The organism is Halomonas sp. Cn5-12 (assembly GCF_021532545.1).
Classification (GTDB): domain Bacteria; phylum Pseudomonadota; class Gammaproteobacteria; order Pseudomonadales; family Halomonadaceae; genus Vreelandella; species Vreelandella aquamarina.
The window spans coordinates 1-18,511 of record NZ_JAKGAY010000006.1 but is presented as its reverse complement, the minus strand read 5'-3'; the positions used below and the strand labels follow the sequence as shown (position 1 = coordinate 18,511).

Here is an 18,511-nt window from a genome sequence, read left to right as displayed (position 1 = left end):
GCCGCCTAACCAGGGCGGCGGTTCTTTGCTGTGAGGCTGCCATGAAAGGCTTTCCTGATGCACGCCCAGAGCGCTGGCTAGGTGCGCTGGCGCTGATTGTGATTTCATTGATTAGCCTGGGTAATGTGATCACTCGTTACCTTACAGGTGGCTCATTTTCGTTCACGGAAGAGTTTTCCGTCTTTCTATTGGTCGTGCTGACCTTTGCCGGTGCGTCGGTTGCCTTGCGTCGCGACCGGCATATCCGCATTGGCTTTTTAGAGCGTGCCCTGCCTGAGCGGTGGCGGGGCGCGCTGATTCTTTTTCAAGCCCTGTGTGGCCTGATCGTATTGGGTTTAATTACCTGGTATGGCGGCAAGTTGGCGTGGCAGGAGTATCAGTGGGAGTCGCTGTCGCCCGGGTTAGGCCTGCCCCAGTGGTGGTACTTGGTGTGGCTGCCTATTTTGTCTGCTGCCATGCTATGGCGCTTGGTGCAGCAAACCCGTGACCGTTTGAAAGGGGAGCTAACCAGTGACGCCTGATATTTGGATGATTTTGGCATTTGCCGGGCTGTTAATTGCTGGCGTGCCGGTGGCGTTTTCCTTGGCGCTTTCTGGGGCGGTGGGCATCGTGCTTGGGCTCTCGCCAGATATGCTGGCTACCCTGGGCACCAATACCTACAACAGCATCGCTAAATACCCTCTCATTGCGATTCCACTGTTTATTCTCACTGGGCTGATTTTTGAGCGAGCAGGCGTGGCGCTGCGTTTGGTGCGTTTTGCCCAGGCGCTCATTGGGCCCCGTCACGGTGGGCTGGCGCTGGTTGCGGTATTGGTGTGCATGATTATGGGGGGCATGAGCGGCTCTGGCCCCGCTGACGCCGCTGCCGTGGCCATGGTGATGCTGCCTAGCATGACGAAGGCAGGCTACCCCAAGCCGTTTTCGGCCACGCTCATTGCGGCTTCGGCATCCACGGCTATCTTAATTCCGCCTTCAGTGGCGCTGATTCTCTATTCGATTGTGGTGCCGGGCGTTGATCTACGTGCGCTGTTCGCCGCGGGGCTTTTCCCTGGTGTGCTAGCGGGTTTGGCGCTGCTGGTACCGGCGATGCTGGTCGCCAAGCATTACGGTTGGGAAGGCACGCCGGTAGAGGGAGCCGAAAAACTGACGGTACGCGGAACCTTCCGCGAGGCGCTGCCTGCTTTGTTTGCGCCAGTGCTGATTTTAGGTGGGCTGCGCTCAGGACTGTTTACGCCCACAGAGGCCGCCGTGGTGGCCGTTGCCTATGGGGCGGTGGTAGGCCTGTTTCTTACCCGAGAGCTGACACTTCGGGATGTGTGGGAGCTACTGGGGGAGGCCGCGATTATCTCTGGCGTAGTGATGCTGATTATCGCACTGGCGGGCATTTTTGCCTGGTCAGGCACGATGCTCGGCACCTTCCGCCATTTAGCGGAATGGATCATCAGCCTGACCGATAACGGCGTCTTGCTGTTGATACTGGTGATGTTGGCGGTACTGGTGGCGGGCATGCTGCTGGATGCGATTTCGATTTATCTGATCATGATGCCAATTCTGATTCCGGTGATGCAGCATTTTGAGTGGAATCCGGTATGGTTTGGCATTTTGCTGGCGATGAATATCGCCATTGGTCAATTTACGCCACCGGTGGCGGTGAACCTGATGGTGACCACGGAAGTTGCCAAGATACGCCTAGAGCATACGATCGGCTGGGCGCTGCTGTTTGTGGTTGCCATGGGGTGCGCCTTGGCACTGGTGGCGATATTTCCCAGCATTGCTCTGTGGCTGCCCACGGTGCTGGGCTATAACGTTTGAGCATGGCAGGGATACGATCAGTGATGGCCCATGCCAAACCGGCATACCTTTATGCCTATGTTTAACGCTTACTAAACGTTACAGGCCGCTAGACTTGTCGAGTATCACCCAACGTGCTCACGGGAATGCTTGGTGCGGCTCAGAACAATAGGCCGAGTGACGTCTTTGTCAGTACCTATCTCAGCGATCACCACTTGTGAAAAGAACGAAACGTCAAGTGGCGATGCTGCACTGCATCCTCGGTTAAATGACATCGCGCTTCGCCAATTAGCATTTTTTTCGCTAAAGTAGGAACAGTCGGCACTAAATGCCGAGATCGATAACAGACTGTCTTGACAACGTTTTGGAGCCGAAACACCTGAAGGGAACCGTTCTGCAGATGGCTTCAAAGCGCATAACGCTCACAACATCAAGATAAAGAGGTGTGTTCATGAAACGCCATGTATTTTCTACCGCGGCTTTCTCAGGCGCGTTCATTGCGGCGGCAACCTTTGCCTCTCCGGCCGTTGCCCAGGAGCGCTACATCACCATCGGTACCGGCGGCCAAACCGGTGTTTACTATGTGGTTGGCCAGTCGGTATGCCGTATGGTTAACCGTGGCAGCGATGAGCACAACATCCGTTGTAACGCCCCGTCTACCGGTGGTTCCGTTGCTAACGTCAACGGCATGAAGAGCGGTGAGCTGGATATGGGCGTTGTGCAGTCTGACGTTCAGTACCGCGCTTACCACGGTGAAGCCAACTTTGAAGAAGAAGGCGCTTGGGAAGATATGCGTGCCGTCTTCACCATGCACGGTGAGCCGCTGACCGTGGTGGCCCGCGCGGATTCCGGAATCGAGGACATCAGCGATTTCCCAGGCAAGCGCGTCAACATCGGTAACCCTGGTTCTGGCCAGCGCAATACCATGGACGTGGTCATGGATGCGTTCGGTTGGGATGAAGACACCTTCGCACTGGCGTCTCAGCTCGACGCGGCTGAGCAGGCAGCTGCCCTGTCTGACAACAACATCGATGCCATGGTGTACGTGGTAGGCCACCCGAACGGCTCTATCCAAGAAGCGACCACCACCATTGATGCGCGTCTGGTCTCTGTGACCGGTGACGAAATCGACGGTTTGATCGAAGAGTACCCCTACTACACCCGTTCTGTGATTCCGGGTGGCCTTTACCGTGGTAACGACGAAGATGTCGAAACTTTCGGTGTGGCGGCAACCTTCGTTTCTTCCACCGCTGTTGATGAAGACATTGTTTACGAAACGGTGAAAGCAGTATTCGAAAACTTCGATCGCTTCAAGCGTCTGCACCCGGCGTTCGAGAACCTCAACGAAGAAGACATGATCTCTGACGGCTTGACCGCGCCGCTGCACGATGGTGCGGCACGTTACTACCGTGAGCGTGGCTGGATCGAATAAGTCGTAAAAAGAGTGATGCTACTGACGGAAGGTGAGTAGCGTCGCTTTGAGTTGCAAAGCGCGGGCACCTTGGGTGTCCGCGCTTCTTGTTGAGAGCGCTGATTGTCAGCGCTGACCATTAGGCAGGGCAAGCGTATGCGTGATGACAAACAACCTTCGGCAGCCGCTGAGAACGACCTGGAGGATATGGTCGCTTCCAGCGATACAGGGGCACGGAAACCCTTAGGCGTACCCGGTAAGCTGCTGGTGAGTATTGCAGCAGTGTGGTCGCTGTTTCAGCTATGGATTGCATCGCCACTTCCCTATATTGTTGGCTTCGGCGTATTTAGCGCCACGGAAGCGCGCTCGATTCATTTAGCGTTTGCGCTCTTTTTAGCCTTTATGGCGTACCCCGCCTTTAAGCGCTCTCCTCGTGATCGTGTGCCCTTAGCTGATTGGGCATTGGCAGCGGTAGCGGCGTTTTGCGGCGCCTATCTGTTTATTTTCTATGCTGATTTGGCCCAGCGGCCTGGGTTGCCGATTACCCAGGATATTATCGTGGGCGTTGTTGGCATTCTGATGCTGTTAGAGGCGACTCGTCGCGCATTAGGGCCGCCCCTGATGATCGTGGCGGCGGTGTTTATTGCTTACTCGTTGTTTGGCCCTTACATGCCGGGCATTTTGGCCCACCGCGGCGTTAGTCTGGGTGGTTTGATTAACCACCAGTGGCTAGGTACCCAAGGGGTGTTTGGTATTGCGCTGGGGGTCTCGACCAGCTTTGTTTTCCTGTTTGTACTGTTTGGTGCGTTGCTGGATAAAGCGGGCGCCGGTAACTACTTCATCAAAGTGGCGTTCTCGCTGCTTGGCCACTTCAAAGGCGGCCCAGCCAAAGCGGCAGTGGTAGCCTCTGGTATGACTGGTTTGATCTCGGGGTCGTCGATTGCCAATACCGTTACCACTGGCACCTTTACGATTCCGATGATGAAGCGAGTCGGCTTTAGCGCGGAAAAAGCGGGGGCGGTGGAAGTATCGTCTTCGGTGAATGGCCAGATCATGCCGCCCGTCATGGGGGCTGCTGCTTTCTTGATGGTGGAATACGTGGGTATTCCTTATGTCGACGTCATCAAGCACGCTTTCTTACCGGCGCTGATCTCCTATATCGCGCTGATCTACATTGTTCACTTGGAAGCGCTCAAGGCCAATATGAAAGGCCTGCCGTCCAGCAATCCGGCACGCCCGTTGCTGAACAAAGTGATCGGCTTTATGACCGGTTTGCTGCTGCTGATGGGCCTCTCCATCGCCGTCTACTACGGCTTGGGCTGGTTAAAGCCGGTACTGGGTGAAGCGACCCCCTGGGTGGTCTCTGTAGGGCTGGCGATTGTATATGTCGGCTTGTTGAAAGTAGGCGCTAACTACCCTGAGCTGGAGATGGACGACCCCAACTCAGAGGTCGTGAAGCTGCCGCAAACTCGCCCGACGGTCATGGTCGGCCTACACTATATTCTGCCGGTTGTCGTGTTGGTGTGGTGCTTGATGGTAGAGCGCCTTTCGCCTGGGTTGTCAGCGTTCTGGGCCACCATGTTTATGATTTTCATCATGGTTACCCAGCGCCCGATCATCGCGATTTTCCGTGGCCGCAGCCAAATGGCGGCCGATATCAAAGAAGGCTTTAAGGATCTGTGGGATGGCCTGGTGACCGGTGCCCGCAACATGATTGGTATCGGTATTGCAACTGCCACGGCGGGTATCGTCGTGGGTGCGGTCTCCCAAACGGGGGTAGGTCTAGTACTCGCGGACGTAGTGGAAATTCTCTCAGGCGGTAACCTGATGATGATTCTACTGCTGACGGCTCTGCTGAGTTTGATTCTGGGTATGGGCTTGCCAACAACGGCGAACTACATCGTGGTATCGGCGTTGATGGCTCCGGTGATTGTGCTGCTGGGCCAGCAAAATGGCCTGATCGTACCGCTGATTGCTGTGCACCTGTTCGTGTTCTACTTCGGCATCATGGCGGATGTCACGCCACCAGTAGGTTTGGCCTCCTTTGCGGCGGCGGCCGTGTCGGGTGGGGATCCGCTGCGCACTGGCTTCCAGGCGTTTTATTACAGCCTGCGTACCGCTGCGCTGCCGTTCCTGTTCATCTTCAATACAGACTTGTTGTTGATTGATGTCACGGTGATGCAGGGTATTTTGGTGTTTATTGTGGCTACCATCGCCATGCTGATCTTTGCAGCAGGTACGCAAGGCTACATGCTGACCCGCAACCGCTGGTACGAATCGCTGCTGCTGCTGCTGGTAGCCTTTACGCTATTCCGCCCCGGCTTCTGGATGGACAAAATCCACGACCCCTATGAATCGGTGCCACCTGCGCAATTTGCCGAGGCACTGGGCCGGGTCGATGACGGTAGCAACCTGCGCGTGCAAATTGCCGGTGAAGACGATTTCGGGGCGCCGATGACCACCTATATGCTCGTCCCCGTGCCGCGCGGTGAAACAGGTGAAGAGCGCATGGCCAACCTGGGCATAGAGCTTTACGAAGATGGCGACCAAACCCTGGTCGATTTCGTCGAGTTCGGCAGCCAGGCGGCTGAGCTAGGCTTCGATTTCGATCAAGAGATCCTCGAAGTGCTGGCCCCGGTAGATCGTTGGACAAAAGAGTGGATGTGGCTCCCAGCACTGGGCATCTTTGGCTTGGTCGTCGTGATGCAGCGTCGCCGTCGGCGTCGTGAAGAAGCCAACGAAGTGGCTGCTGCCTAAGGAGGTTGCTATGTACCATAAAGTGCTACTCCCCGTGGATTTGAACGAAGAGGCCTCATGGAAGAAGGCGCTACCCACAGCGGTAACGTTGTGCCAAACCTTTGGTGCAACATTACATGTGGTCACGGTACTACCAGAATTTAAAATGCCCATGGTTGGCGCTTACTTTCCGAAAAACTTCTCTGAAAAAGCGCGTGCGGCGATGAAAGAAGCGCAGCATAAATTCATTCAGGAACATGTGCCTGAAGGGATCAAAACCCAAAGTGTGATTGTCGATGGCTCACCATGGGAGGCCATCATCAAGGTCGGCAAGAAGATTGATGCCGATTTAATTGTGATGGCATCCCATACTAAGCGTAAATTCGTCGATTACGTACTGGGCCCCAACGCCGAGCATGTCGTTCACCACGCTAAAGTGTCGGTGATGATCGTGCGGTAAGCGCAACGTGCGTCATAAAGCTCCAAGCCCCGGCTTGGAGCTTTTTTTTGGCTCGAATATAACGAAACGCTAACGCATCGAATTAATTGTCGTTAAAAGCGCCGATGAAGGATTTTTTGTACTGAGTGCCTTCAAAAGCATTCGCGAAGCAGCGGCTCAGCTACATTAATAGAACATTAAGCCATTAACGTTGGATTAATGGTCATCAATACACATGGTAGCTATTTCCCTTGGTGCTTGGGTCAGTGACAGCCATCTGGGGTAAATCACAGGAGTTACGCCATGAATGCAGTAACAACAAAAACACACGACCACTCATCCGGTGCGCCGAACGTTAAAATTATCATCAACAAAGTCGGGATGGACAGACCAAAGGCTTGGCTTGCCGCCGGTATGGAAGACTTCCGCCGTGCGACTGCCGTCAGTCTTTCGTATGGCATGTTTTGGGTTGGTTTGAGTATTGCCATCACGTTAGGGGCCTACACATTGGGTTATTGGCACTGGCTGCTGCCCATGATTGCGGGGTTCATGTTCATTGGGCCGCTCGTGGCGGTGGGTTCTTACGGCATCAGCTTGGCCCTCGAGCGTGGGCGGGTGCCTAACTTGGGCGATGCCTTCGGCAGTTGGCGACCGCATGCTGGGCAGTTGGCCATGATGGGCGTGATGATGATGATTTTCTTTCTAGCCTGGATACGCCTGGCTACGCTGCTGTTTGCGCTTTTCTTCGGTTTTGAAGTACCCAGTCCGGCAACGCTTTATACGGCCTTGGTCACCACACCGGAAGGGCTCAGCATGCTGGCGGTCGGCACAGTGGCAGGTGGCATTCTTGCCTTTGGCGCTTTCGCCATTAGCGTGGTCGCTATTCCAACTCTGATGGATCAAGATCTGACGTTCATGGAAGGCATCGAGGCTAGCGTGCGCTGCGTGGCGCGTAACTTCCGGACCATGCTGTTATGGGCTGCTATTTTAACCGGCTGCGTCGTCGTTGGGGTGATGACCTTCTACATCGGTCTGGCCCTCATACTGCCCGTGCTTGGTCACGCTAGCTGGCATGCCTACGAAGAACTTGTTCGGTTCGAGCCGGTCGAGAAGCTGAGTACTTAACGACATCTTCGCTACATTTCTCATCGCTAAGTAAAAAAGTCGACATTCGACTGACCAATGAAAAGAGATGGCGTACCCTAACGCCATCTCTTTTTTTATTGCCTGGAGTGGCCGCTGCTGCGTCGTTTAGGCACTGCGATACGAGGAGTCGATGGTGAAAGCGTTGTTATTGGGGTGGACTATGCTGGCGTTCAGCATTCCCCATACGGGGCTAGCGGACGCGGCTGAGGCAGGCGTGGATAAATTGGCCGCTCCTGATGGGCCCGTCATCCTCAAAATAGATGGTGAAGTAACGGCAGCCAACGTCGAGGAAGAGGCCCATTTTGACCGTGAGATGTTGGGCGCGCTGCCGCAGCACGCTTTTACGACCGGTACACCGTGGACCGAGGGAGCGAGCCACTACCGCGGCCCGCTGATGCGCACACTGCTCGAGCATGCAGGGGCCGAAGGCAACACCATTAACGTAGCGGCCTTGAACGGTTATGAGGCCGAAATTCCTATTGAGGATTTTTACGACTACGACGTTATTTTGGCACTAGAGCGGGACGGGCAGGCCATTCCTATCCGCGAATATGGCCCACTATGGGTGCTATATCCATTCGACCATGATGAGGCGCTGTTGAGCGAGCGTATGCGTTTCAGGGCCGTATGGCAGGTCATGCACATCAATGTCCGTTAGTGAGTCCGCTCGGGCACCCCGCCTGCTACGCTACCCGCGCCGCCTCAAGCTGGTAGCGATTATCACCGTACTGCTGTTTGCGGCTGCGTTGGTGGTGGCTGGCCTTTCGGCATGGCGGCAGGATAATTTGACGCAGAGTTTGCGAGAGGACACCGCCTGGGTGGTCTATAAACTCGACCGCGATGCCGTGCAATTGCTCAATCATTTGTTGGCCGACACGCGGGGCCGACTATCGCCTGCCGCCCAGGATGCCCTCAATCTTCGCTTCGAATTGCTCTATAGCCGGATCACCCTGCTGCGAGAGGGAGAGATTAGTTCGCTATTGCAAAGTATCAGTGCAGCGAGCGAGCTATTGGATCAGATTCAGCAGCAGCTCGACACCCTCGATCCCATGTTCGAACCCCACGAGGACATGGATCGGCTGCCCGTCACGGCCTTGGAGAGCGAGCTTCAATCGCTTACCCGTTTGACCGAGCGCTTGGTGATTGCGATCAACGGTTATCTAGCGGAATCCGCCACCGAAGAGAGGGCGCTGCTAAGTACGCTCTATAAGCTGCTCATTTCGCTGCTGATTGGAATCAGCTTTGCCGTGTTGACGGTCATCGTCTTTTTGGTGCGTGAAATGCGCGAAAGCGCAGCGGCGCGTCGAGAACAAGAGCAGCTCAGTAAACAGCTCCAGGTCACAGCGAAGCAGGCCCAAGCGGCCAATCATGCAAAGTCAGACTTTCTCGCCATGGTCAGTCACGAAATTCGTACGCCGCTCAATGGTGTGATTGGCATGAGCGAGCTGCTGCGCGAGCCCGCCAGCCCCGCCCAGGTCGAAGACTATGCTCGCACTATTCACGATAGTGCCAATCAGTTACTGGCGATGATCAATGAGATTCTCGATTTTTCTAAAATCGAGGCCGGCCATTTGACCCTGGAGACGTCGCCTACGGCGCTGACGCCGCTAGTCGAAGGTGTCATGGCGCTATTCGAGCCAAGAGCGCAAGCAAAAGGGCTGCAACTATCGCTTCATGTGGACCCACTCGTGCCAGCATGGGTCATGATCGATGCGGGGCGTCTGCGACAGATACTGCTCAATCTCATTGCTAATGCGATCAAATTCACTGACTACGGCAGCGTCTCGGTACGTGTCTCCTCGACCGTCGGGCATTTGCTTTTTGATATCAGCGATACCGGTTGTGGTTTGAACAGTGAACAGCAAGAGACGCTCTTCGAACCCTTTCAGCAGGCGGATGAGAGCGTCGCGCGCCGCTACGGCGGCACCGGTTTGGGATTGGCAATCTGTAAACGGCTGAGCGAAGCCATGCAGGGACGTCTGGGTGTCGACAGCACGCCGGGTCTAGGCAGTACGTTTTGGTGCGAACTGCCGTTAGTCGAGGCTTCTCCTGTCAGCTCCCCACTGCCCGTTGAGCCAGCGCGAGATTTTGACGGTATCTCGTTGCTGCTGGTCGAGGACAATGCGGTCAATCGCAAAGTCGCGGTGGGACTTTTGTCGCGACTTGGTTGCGAGGTGGTGTGCGCAGAAAACGGCCGCGAAGCCCTTGCCATGGTACGGCGCCAGCAGGTACATCTTATTTTTATGGACATACAGCTTCCTGATATCGACGGCGTGACGGTGACCCAGCGATTGCGTGAAATGGGCGGCTGGTGCAGCGAGGTGCCCATCGTGGCCATGACCGCAGGGGGGGCAGAGGATGATCGTCGCCGCTGTCTCGCTGCGGGTATGAATGACTACATCACCAAGCCGCTCTCGCTGTTGGCGCTGGGCAACGTGTTGGCGCTGCAGCTGTCAACGACACCAACACCGATGACTCCGATCCCTTCTGCGTTGCGTCAGGAAGAAGGTGACGCGGCCCTACTCAATGAAACGACGTTGGCCACTCTCGTCGGCTCGCTCGGGGCTGATAGTGTCGATCAACTGGCGGTGCTCTATCATCAGCAGGCGAGCGACTACATTGCCCAGCTTTCTGGCTACTTTGCTGCTGGGAGCACATCGAGTCGTGACCACTGGCGTCAGGTCGAGCGGCTAGCGCATCAACTGCGGGGCGAGTCAGTGAGCATGGGCGCAGAGCAGTTGGCTGCGCAAGCCAAGCGGTTGGAGAGCATGGCTGCGCTTGACGAGGCATCGCTCGAGGCGCTAACAGCGTGTTTTGACACGCTGCGTCACTGCGCTGCACGAACTTATGCCGCGCTGGAGAGATGGCGTCGTGACCACCCTCTTCACTAATCATGGTTTGAGTGCGGCCGCGAGCCGTGAGCCCAACCCTCAGGATGCTGCCCATGCGCTGGCTCTCGCGCTGTGTCACGAGCACGCCGGTTTCGTGCTGTTCTTTTGTAGCGCTGAGTATCCGTTGTCGCAGCTAGCGGACGCGCTTTGTCAGGCGTTTGGCGAGCTTCCAGTCAGTGGCTGTACGACGGCAGGTGAGCTGACGCCCGATGGCTACGATCGCGGCTCTATTGTCGCCATCTGTTTCGATAGACGCTTGTTTGCCGTCGAGACCGCGCTGATCGATGACCTCGAACACTTTGATTTGCCCACCGCTCAACCGCTGGTCGATGGGCTACTGGAGCGCTGTCGTCGGCAAGCCGTGGCGCCGGTCAACGAACACAGCTTTGCCCTGACGCTGCTGGATGGGCTATCCAGCCGTGAAGAGCAAGTGCTGGCAACGCTGGATGCGGCCTTGGGGCGCATCCCGAGCTTTGGTGGTTCCGCAGGGGACGATAACCACTTAACCCATACCCATGTATACGCCAACGGGCGCTTTCATACCCGTGCGGCGGTGGTGGTCATGATGAATACTCGGCTACCATTTGAAGTATTCTCCACCCACCACCTTGAGCCACTTGAGCACAAGCTAGTGGTCACCGCTGCGGATCGTGAGCGCCGCCGCGTGCTGGAGCTTAACGGTGTCCCCGCGGCCGAACTGTATGCCGCGCTGGTGGGCTGTTCGGTTGAGGCGCTTGCGCCTCCCATTTTTGCCCAGCACCCGCTGGCAGTACACCTGGGCGGCCAGCACTATATTCGCTCGATTCAACGGGTTAATGATGACGGCAGCCTGAGCTTCTACTGCGCGGTGGAAAACGGCATTGTGCTGACTGCCATGCAGCCCGCGCCGCTGCTCACCGATTTAGCCCACATGCTGCAGCGAGTGGAAGCCCGCTTAGGCGAGCCCGCTGCGATTATTGGCTGCGACTGCTTTTTGCGACGGATGGCGCTGGAGTCGTTGGGGCAACTTGACCAGGCATCGACGCTGCTGCGCCAAGCCCGTGTCGTGGGATTTAATACCTACGGCGAGCAGCACCACGGCATGCATGTTAACCAGACGTTTACGGGGGTGGCCTTTGGCGCTCTTCCAACTCCCTGATTCGCAACAAGACGATGATATTGCGGCCCTGCGTGAAGAGAACCACCGGCTACGCAAAGTGTGTACGGCGTTAATGGAGCGAGTGGAATCCGGCGGTAGCCCTAATGGCGCGCCCTATGCAGCCTTTGAGCGCTCGGTGCTGCTTGCCGAACAGGTGCGTGAGCGCACCGATGCGCTGCACCGCACGTTGGACGAGCTAAGCCAGGTCAACGCTCGTTTGCTGGCAGCCAACGCTGAAGCCCACGCGGCTAACGTCTCTAAAACCAAGTTTTTGGCCGCCGTTAGCCATGACCTTTTACAACCGCTCAATGCGGCACGGCTGTTTGCCAGCGCCCTGGAAACCCATGCACTACCTGAGTCCTCCCAGGCGCTTGTCGGCCATATCGGGCGCTCGCTGAAAGATGTCGAGGGCTTGCTTGGGACGCTGGTGGATATCTCCCGCTTAGATGCCGGAGTGCTTCATGCCGATAAAGCTCCCTTTGCCGTAAGTACGCTGCTGGATGCGCTGGCGGAGGAGTATCGCCAAGTGGCGGGGGTACGCGGGCTCACCCTTCACTATGTACCTTCGCGGGTGTGGGTGGAGTCCGATTTAGCGCTGCTGGCGCGGGTGGTGCGTAATTTCCTTAGCAATGCGGTGCGCTACACAGAGCACGGCCACCTGCTGTTAGGCTGCCGCCGCCGGGCCGATGGCCTGGAGATTATGGTGGGTGATACTGGCCCCGGTATTCCAGAGCCCCAGCGCAAAGCCATTTTTTTGGAGTTTCGTCGCGCCAGCCAGCCACAGGCCAACCACAGTCGCGGCCTGGGGCTAGGCCTAGCCATTGTCGATCGTATTAGTACCATGTTGGATCACCCCGTCACACTGGCATCACGGCTAGGTCATGGCTCGCTGTTCTCTATTTTGGTGCCCTACGCAGCCTCTTGCGGCGCGTTAGAAGGCGGATCCAGACCGGTGCCATCCGCGCAGTGGGGCGATGACCCGCTGCAGGGCTGCGTGGTGTGGGTAGTGGACGATGACCCCGCGATTATTGAAGGGATGCAGGCGCTGCTGGGCAGTTGGGGGTGCCGAGTATGGGCAGCGGCAACGGTAAGCGCACTGGAAGCCGCCAGCGACGGGGAACGCCCGGCCGTGCTGCTAGTGGATTACCATTTAGGGGAGCATCGAGAAAACGGTATTGATTTAGCCGCCCGCTTGCGTCGCCGCTACCCCGGTTTAGCCACAGTGGTGATTACCGCTAACCATGAAGCGGAGGTGAAACGTGCCACGCGGCAGGCGGGCATGCACTGCCTGTTAAAGCCACTCAAACCGCTGCGCTTAAAAATGTTGCTAGGCACGCTGCTAGATAGCCGCTAGCCCTACGCTATCTATCCCTTTGCCGGGGCCGTACGTTTGGCGAGAAAACCGCTTAAATCCTCTTCCCCTGCAATCACAATAGCGTGTACTCGGCTGCTAGCTCCTAGCTTGCGCAAAATGGCCGATACGTGTGTTTTTACCGTGGTTTCAGCAATCGCTAACTCGCGGGCTATCTGTTTGTTCGACATTCCCTGGCTCATACAGCTCAATACATCCAACTGCTTGTCGGTGAGCCGCGGCAGTCGGGTTGGTTTGCTGTCGGTGCTCTCTGCCGTGGTAGACGGCATGCCGCGAGGAGGCGGGCGGCGCATAATATCGGCGGGCAAGTAGAGCTGGCCCTGAAGAATTTGATGCAGCGCGCTAAGAAGCTGCTCCCTTGGCGTTGATTTTGGAATATAGCCCACGGCCCCCAGAGTAATCGCATCCAGCACCAGCTGGCGCTCTTGATGGGCTGACACGATGGCAACGGGCAGCCCGGGGAAGGTCTCCCGTAGGGTTTTCAGCCCCTCTAACCCATCGGCATCCGGCAGGCTTAAATCTAAGAGCAGCAGGTCTAACCCTTCCAAAGCTTCAATGTGTGCCATGGCCCCCGCTAGGCTGTCGGTTTCCAGCAGTTGGGCATCGGTGAATCCGCTGCTGATCACCGCGTGCAGCGCATCGCGGAACAGCGGATGATCATCTGCGACTAACAGCGAGTACATGGCGTCTCCTTCCAAGGGATGAGGGTGCGTCCTGCCATCGGGCTATATCGAGAATGGCGCGAATGACCAACACTGGGTAGGCACCTTTTAATAATCATAATACTCAGGAGCAGTACCATGATCTACGCCAACCCAGGTGAAGCGAGCTCTGTTGTTTCGTTTGAGAAACGCTATGGTAACTACATTGGCGGTGAGTTTGTTCCCCCAGTGAAGGGCCAATACTTCGACAACATTAGCCCAGTTAATGGCAAAGTGTTCTGTGAAATTCCCCGCTCTAGCGCTGAAGATATCGAAAAAGCGCTGGATGCCGCCCATAAAGCCGCTCCGGCGTGGGGCAAGACCTCGGTACAAGAGCGCAGTAACATCCTGCTCAAAATCGCCGACCGTCTCGAGCAAAACCTCGAAATGCTGGCCGTGGCCGAAACGTGGGATAACGGCAAAGCGGTGCGTGAAACCCTCAATGCGGACATTCCGCTGGCTGTTGACCACTTCCGCTACTTTGCAGGCTGCCTGCGCTCCCAAGAGGGCACCGCCGCTGATATTGATGCCAACACGGTGGCGTACCACTTCCACGAGCCGTTGGGCGTGGTAGGGCAAATTATTCCGTGGAACTTCCCGATTTTGATGGCGGCTTGGAAACTAGGCCCAGCACTAGCGGCGGGTAACTGCGTGGTGCTGAAGCCTGCCGAACAAACCCCAGCGTCAATTTTGAAAGTGGTAGAAGTGATCGGCGATCTGTTGCCTCCAGGCGTGCTGAACATCGTTAATGGCTTTGGCGCAGAGGCAGGCCAAGCGCTGGCTACCAGTAAACGCATCGCTAAGATCGCCTTTACCGGCTCGACGCCGGTGGGCTCACATATTTTGAAGTGCGCGGCAGAGAATATTATTCCTTCCACGGTGGAGCTAGGCGGCAAATCTCCGAATATCTACTTTGCCGATATTATGAACGCCGAGCCGACGTTCATCGACAAAGCGGTAGAGGGGCTGGTGCTGGCCTTCTTTAACCAGGGCGAAGTGTGCACCTGCCCGTCGCGGGCGCTGATTCAAGAGAGCATGTACGACGAGTTCATGGTGAAAGTCATTGAGCGCACCAAGACCATCAAACGGGGTAACCCGCTGGATACCGACGTCCAAGTGGGCGCTCAGGCATCCCAAGAGCAGTTCGATAAGATCATGTCGTACATGGATATTGCCCGGGATGAAGGCGCTGAATTCCTTACCGGTGGTGACAAAGAAACGCTGGATGACAGCATCAACAGCGGTTACTACATTCAGCCCACGCTGCTGAAAGGCAATAACCAGATGCGCGTTTTCCAAGAGGAGATCTTTGGGCCAGTGGTCGCGGTCACGACCTTCAAAGATGAAGAAGAAGCGCTGGCGATTGCCAACGACACCGAGTTTGGCCTGGGCGCAGGCGTATGGAGCCGCGATATTAACGTGGCCTTCCGCATGGGGCGTGGCATTCAAGCGGGTCGTGTCTGGACAAACTGCTATCACCAATACCCCGCCCACGTAGCCTTCGGCGGCTACAAGAAGTCAGGCGTTGGTCGTGAAACCCATAAAATGGCGCTTGGGCATTACCAGCAAACCAAAAGCCTGCTGGTCAGCTACGATATCAATCCGCTTGGGTTCTTCTAAACGTTTGTTATGTCGTCCCATCGCCCGGCCTAGGCCGGGCGATGCTGCACATCCTCTGGCGCTAACTCTACGGATAAGAGCAGCTTAGAACTGCCGTTAACCATTATTAGGAGTCGCATCATGGATAATACAATGCGGGCGGCCGTCGTGCGCGAGTTCGGACAGCCGTTAGTCATAGAAGAAGTCGATGTTCCACGCCCAAAGCAGGGGGAGGTATTGATGAAGGTGGCGGCCTCGGGGGTCTGCCATACGGATCTACACGCAGCGCACGGCGACTGGCCAGTCAAACCTTCACCTCCCTTTATTCCAGGGCATGAAGGCGTTGGGCATGTTGTGGCGGTCGGGGCCGGTGTCTCCCATGTCAAAGAGGGCGACCGTATTGGTGTTCCTTGGCTCTACTCGGCCTGCGGTTTTTGCGAACACTGCTTAGGCGGCTGGGAAACCTTATGTGAGTCCCAGCAAAATACCGGTTACAGCGTTAATGGTGGGTTTGCCGACTATACCTTGGCCGATGCGGGGTATGTGGGTCGGCTGCCGGATAACGTTGGCTTTGTCGAGCTGGCTCCGGTGCTGTGTGCCGGCGTAACGGTTTATAAAGGTTTAAAAATGACCGATACCCGCCCCGGCCAATGGGTGGTGATTTCGGGCATTGGTGGCCTTGGCCACATGGCAGTGCAGTATGCCAAAGCCATGGGGCTTAACGTGGCGGCTGTCGATATTGATGACGGCAAGCTGGCGCTGGCTGAGCGCTTGGGCGCGACGGTTACGGTAAACGCCATGAAAACCGACCCCGCGGCATACCTTAAAAAGACCATTGGCGGTGCCCATGGTGCGCTGGTCACCGCAGTGTCGCCGAAGGCCTTCGATCAGGCGCAAAATATGCTGCGCCGTGGCGGTACGCTGGTACTTAATGGCTTACCGCCAGGGGATTTTCCACTGCCCATCTTTAGCACCGTGCTCAATGGGATCACTATTCGTGGCTCGATTGTCGGTACGCGTAGCGACCTTCAGGAAGCGCTCGATTTTGCGGCGGAAGGTAAAGTGGAAGCCACCGTCGCAACGGATACACTGGACAATATCAACGATGTTTTTCAGCGCATGATAGACGGTAAAATCGAAGGGCGTATTGTGCTAGACATGGCGGGTTAAACGCCCAGCGCGCATAAAAAATCCCGGCCGCGTGGCCGGGATTCTTCGTTTTACGCGTTGTACGTAAAGCGCTACTTACATCTGCGCATCTTCAGGCGGTTCGCCGATGGTGCCAGGCATTGCCTGCGCATGGCCACCCGCCAGAGCAAGGAATTGTAGGTGGCGCTCGTACTCTGCCACGAGATCACCGATCACCTGACCACGGGTGTAGCCGTTGAGGTCTTTATCCTGGCCACCTTCGGCAAGGTACACATCTAAACGCACGTAGAAATCATCGTCCGCGGGAATGAAGTTCGGTGTACGCATACGATGCGGGCATACCTGATAGACAAAGCTGGTGGCGTCGCCAAAGTCGACCTGCAGCATTAGGTTGGGCAGGGATTCCCCCTCAACCTGCTCTTCGGTGACGTTAGCGGTTTGGCCACGGCTCTCAAGCTCTTGGGCAAACTGGGTCATTGCCGGGCGAATCGAGTGCTCAATGGTCGCGGCGGCACCTGCGCGGTTAGAGGTATCCAGCGCGCGGTCCAAACGCTCACGCCAGTCGCCGCCGGGCGCGCTGCCCGCAATCATGCGGCGGGCGTCGGCTTTGCTGCCTTCCAGCTTCAGCGCTTTGTAAGTCCCCACCATGATGGCGAAGATCACCACCGAGAAGGGCAGCGCCGTAATCACGACTGCGCTTTGTAGCGCGTTTAAGCCACCCGCCATCAGCAAGGCCACGGTAATCAGGCCAATCACTGCCGACCAGAAGATACGCAGCCTCACCGGCGCATCGTGGTTCACGTCGCTTAAAATCGAGGTGAAATTAGCCAGTACCAGCGCGCCAGAGTCCGCTGAGGTGATGAAGAACACGATACCCAGAACGGTCACGACGGCGGCGGTAATGCCCACATAGGGGTAGTACTCAAGCAGCGTATACAGCGTGGTTTGCGGCGAGTTCAGCGCCTGCTCACCCAGTTCGACAACGCCCTGATTGGCCACCAGCTCGATGCCGCTATTACCGAAAATCGACATCCATACCATCATGAACGACAGCGGAATGAACAGAGCGCCAGCCACGAATTGGCGAATGGTACGGCCGCGCGAGATGCGCGCCAGAAACAGCCCGACGAAAGGCGTCCAGGCGATCCACCAGCCCCAGAAGAAGATGGTCCACCACATCTTCCACTCCTGGGCACCTTCATCGGCAAAGGCGTAAGTATCGAAGCTGGCAGCAACGAAGCCTGAGAGGTAGTCGCCTGCGTTGTTGACCACTTTATCCAGCAGTACAAGAGTATCGCCAGAGAACAGCACAAACAGCATCAGCGCCAGGGCCAGCAGCATGTTGAACTCGGAGAGGCGACGGATACCTTTCTCAACGCCAGTCACCACCGAAATGGTTGCTAGAACAACTACCAGCGCAATCAGAACTACCTGGACCGTCAGGGTTTCCGGCACGTCGAACATATAGTTCAAGCCGTAGTTAAGCTGAATCACCCCAATACCGAGACTGGTGGCGATACCGAACACGGTAGAAATCACCGCCGTAATATCGACCGCGTTACCAATCGGGCCGTGAATGCGCTTGCCCAGCAGTGGGTAAAGCGCGCTACGAATAGCCAGCGGCAAGCGATGGCGGTAGCTGAAATAAGCCAGCGCCATGCCCGTCAGCACGTACAGTCCCCAACCGGAAAGGCCCCAGTGCAGATAGGTTTGCACGACGGCGTTGCGCATGGCCTCTTGGCTTTCAGGAGTTAAGTCGGGCGGTGCCAAGTAGTGGGCAACCGGCTCGGCTACGCTGAAAAACAACAGGTCAATACCAATGCCAGCAGCAAACAGCATGGCTGACCACGACAGCAACGAAAACTCAGGGCGGGAGTGGTCGGGCCCAAGCCGAATACTGCCAAAGCGCGACATACCGATGAACACCACAAACACGAGGTAGGCCACGATCGCTAGCATGTAGTACCAGCCAAACGTTTTGCTTACCCAGGCAAGGCCCGCATCAAAAAAGGGCTCTTCGACGTTGGGTGTGGAATTCGCCCCCTGAGCTGGGCCAGAATATGACCTCCACAGCGGCAGGAGGTATGACATGGACGGCACCCAGATTCTAACACTCGGCCTGGGCTTGGAAGCGCCCT

At 56.6% G+C, this 18,511-nt stretch carries 14 protein-coding genes; 12 read left to right on the top strand and 2 right to left on the bottom strand.

The features are described from left to right. Positions 1 to 41: 41 nt before the first annotated feature. The 10 genes from L1249_RS05165 to L1249_RS05120 all read left to right on the top strand — a co-directional run bounded on the left by L1249_RS05165 (position 42) and on the right by L1249_RS05120 (position 12,906). A complete protein-coding gene (locus L1249_RS05165; RefSeq protein ID WP_044628679.1) occupies positions 42 to 521 on the top strand; it encodes a TRAP transporter small permease in 480 nt (159 codons plus the stop codon). Further along, positions 511 to 1,812, top strand: coding sequence for a TRAP transporter large permease (locus tag L1249_RS05160; RefSeq protein WP_044628678.1), 1,302 nt, complete (start codon positions 511 to 513; stop codon positions 1,810 to 1,812). Before L1249_RS05165 ends, L1249_RS05160 begins: the two co-directional genes overlap by 11 nt. Before the next feature lie 430 nt (positions 1,813 to 2,242). After that, positions 2,243 to 3,223 (top strand): TAXI family TRAP transporter solute-binding subunit, encoded by a 981-nt coding sequence (locus L1249_RS05155; protein ID WP_044628677.1) that lies wholly within the window; start codon positions 2,243 to 2,245, stop codon positions 3,221 to 3,223. A 135-nt stretch (positions 3,224 to 3,358) separates the two neighbouring features. Further along, a complete protein-coding gene (locus L1249_RS05150; protein ID WP_235253426.1) occupies positions 3,359 to 5,959 on the top strand; it encodes a TRAP transporter permease in 2,601 nt (866 codons plus the stop codon). 10 nt (positions 5,960 to 5,969) lie between these two features. After that, positions 5,970 to 6,398: a universal stress protein gene (locus tag L1249_RS05145; RefSeq protein WP_213262145.1), complete on the top strand. Its 429-nt coding sequence runs from the start codon at positions 5,970 to 5,972 to the stop codon at positions 6,396 to 6,398. A 282-nt stretch (positions 6,399 to 6,680) separates the two neighbouring features. Beyond that, on the top strand, positions 6,681 to 7,502 hold the full coding sequence (locus L1249_RS05140) for a DUF2189 domain-containing protein (protein WP_235253425.1): 822 nt from the start codon (positions 6,681 to 6,683) through the stop codon (positions 7,500 to 7,502). Positions 7,503 to 7,653: 151 nt separating this feature from the next. Further along, positions 7,654 to 8,181, top strand: coding sequence for a molybdopterin-dependent oxidoreductase (locus L1249_RS05135; protein ID WP_058577191.1), 528 nt, complete (start codon positions 7,654 to 7,656; stop codon positions 8,179 to 8,181). After that, the gene (locus L1249_RS05130) at positions 8,171 to 10,414 is read left to right on the top strand and encodes an ATP-binding protein (protein WP_172514822.1); all 2,244 of its coding nucleotides are present in this window, start codon (positions 8,171 to 8,173) and stop codon (positions 10,412 to 10,414) included. The genes L1249_RS05135 and L1249_RS05130 overlap by 11 nt, the downstream gene beginning before the upstream one ends. Then, positions 10,395 to 11,552, top strand: a complete 1,158-nt coding sequence (gene nosP / locus L1249_RS05125) for a nitric oxide-sensing protein NosP (protein WP_235253424.1) — start codon at positions 10,395 to 10,397, stop codon at positions 11,550 to 11,552. The genes L1249_RS05130 and nosP overlap by 20 nt, the downstream gene beginning before the upstream one ends. Continuing rightward, on the top strand, positions 11,530 to 12,906 hold the full coding sequence (locus tag L1249_RS05120; protein WP_235253423.1) for an ATP-binding response regulator: 1,377 nt from the start codon (positions 11,530 to 11,532) through the stop codon (positions 12,904 to 12,906). Before nosP ends, L1249_RS05120 begins: the two co-directional genes overlap by 23 nt. A gap of 11 nt (positions 12,907 to 12,917) precedes the next feature. On the opposite strand, the gene L1249_RS05115 is transcribed toward L1249_RS05120, so the two are convergent. After that, positions 12,918 to 13,607, bottom strand: a complete 690-nt coding sequence (locus L1249_RS05115) for a response regulator (protein ID WP_062360646.1) — start codon at positions 13,605 to 13,607, stop codon at positions 12,918 to 12,920. A 117-nt stretch (positions 13,608 to 13,724) separates the two neighbouring features. Between L1249_RS05115 and exaC the strand changes: the two genes are divergently transcribed. After that, complete coding sequence (gene exaC / locus L1249_RS05110; protein ID WP_235253422.1) at positions 13,725 to 15,245, top strand: acetaldehyde dehydrogenase ExaC; 1,521 nt, start codon at positions 13,725 to 13,727, stop codon at positions 15,243 to 15,245. 120 nt (positions 15,246 to 15,365) lie between these two features. Further along, positions 15,366 to 16,394 carry an alcohol dehydrogenase AdhP gene (gene adhP / locus L1249_RS05105; RefSeq protein ID WP_170968122.1) on the top strand — a complete coding sequence of 343 codons (1,029 nt, stop codon included), beginning with the start codon at positions 15,366 to 15,368 and terminating at the stop codon, positions 16,392 to 16,394. 75 nt (positions 16,395 to 16,469) lie between these two features. Here the strand turns inward: adhP and betT are convergent, their stop codons facing one another. Then, positions 16,470 to 18,464: a choline BCCT transporter BetT gene (betT, locus tag L1249_RS05100; protein WP_235253420.1), complete on the bottom strand. Its 1,995-nt coding sequence runs from the start codon at positions 18,462 to 18,464 to the stop codon at positions 16,470 to 16,472. Between the last annotated feature and the right edge of the window lie 47 nt (positions 18,465 to 18,511).

Excerpts from the sequence above, each read along its gene's own strand:
- L1249_RS05165 (WP_044628679.1), top strand. The coding sequence starts at position 42 with ATGAAAGGCTTTCCTGATGCACGCCCAGAGCGCTGGCTAGGTGCGCTG.
- L1249_RS05155 (WP_044628677.1), top strand. The coding sequence starts at position 2,243 with ATGAAACGCCATGTATTTTCTACCGCGGCTTTCTCAGGCGCGTTCATT.
- betT (WP_235253420.1), bottom strand. The coding sequence starts at position 18,464 with ATGTCATACCTCCTGCCGCTGTGGAGGTCATATTCTGGCCCAGCTCAG.
- L1249_RS05130 (WP_172514822.1), top strand. The coding sequence starts at position 8,171 with ATGTCCGTTAGTGAGTCCGCTCGGGCACCCCGCCTGCTACGCTACCCG.
- L1249_RS05145 (WP_213262145.1), top strand. The coding sequence starts at position 5,970 with ATGTACCATAAAGTGCTACTCCCCGTGGATTTGAACGAAGAGGCCTCA.
- L1249_RS05150 (WP_235253426.1), top strand. The coding sequence starts at position 3,359 with ATGCGTGATGACAAACAACCTTCGGCAGCCGCTGAGAACGACCTGGAG.
- adhP (WP_170968122.1), top strand. The coding sequence starts at position 15,366 with ATGGATAATACAATGCGGGCGGCCGTCGTGCGCGAGTTCGGACAGCCG.
- L1249_RS05135 (WP_058577191.1), top strand. The coding sequence starts at position 7,654 with ATGGTGAAAGCGTTGTTATTGGGGTGGACTATGCTGGCGTTCAGCATT.
- L1249_RS05140 (WP_235253425.1), top strand. The coding sequence starts at position 6,681 with ATGAATGCAGTAACAACAAAAACACACGACCACTCATCCGGTGCGCCG.
- exaC (WP_235253422.1), top strand. The coding sequence starts at position 13,725 with ATGATCTACGCCAACCCAGGTGAAGCGAGCTCTGTTGTTTCGTTTGAG.
- L1249_RS05115 (WP_062360646.1), bottom strand. The coding sequence starts at position 13,607 with ATGTACTCGCTGTTAGTCGCAGATGATCATCCGCTGTTCCGCGATGCG.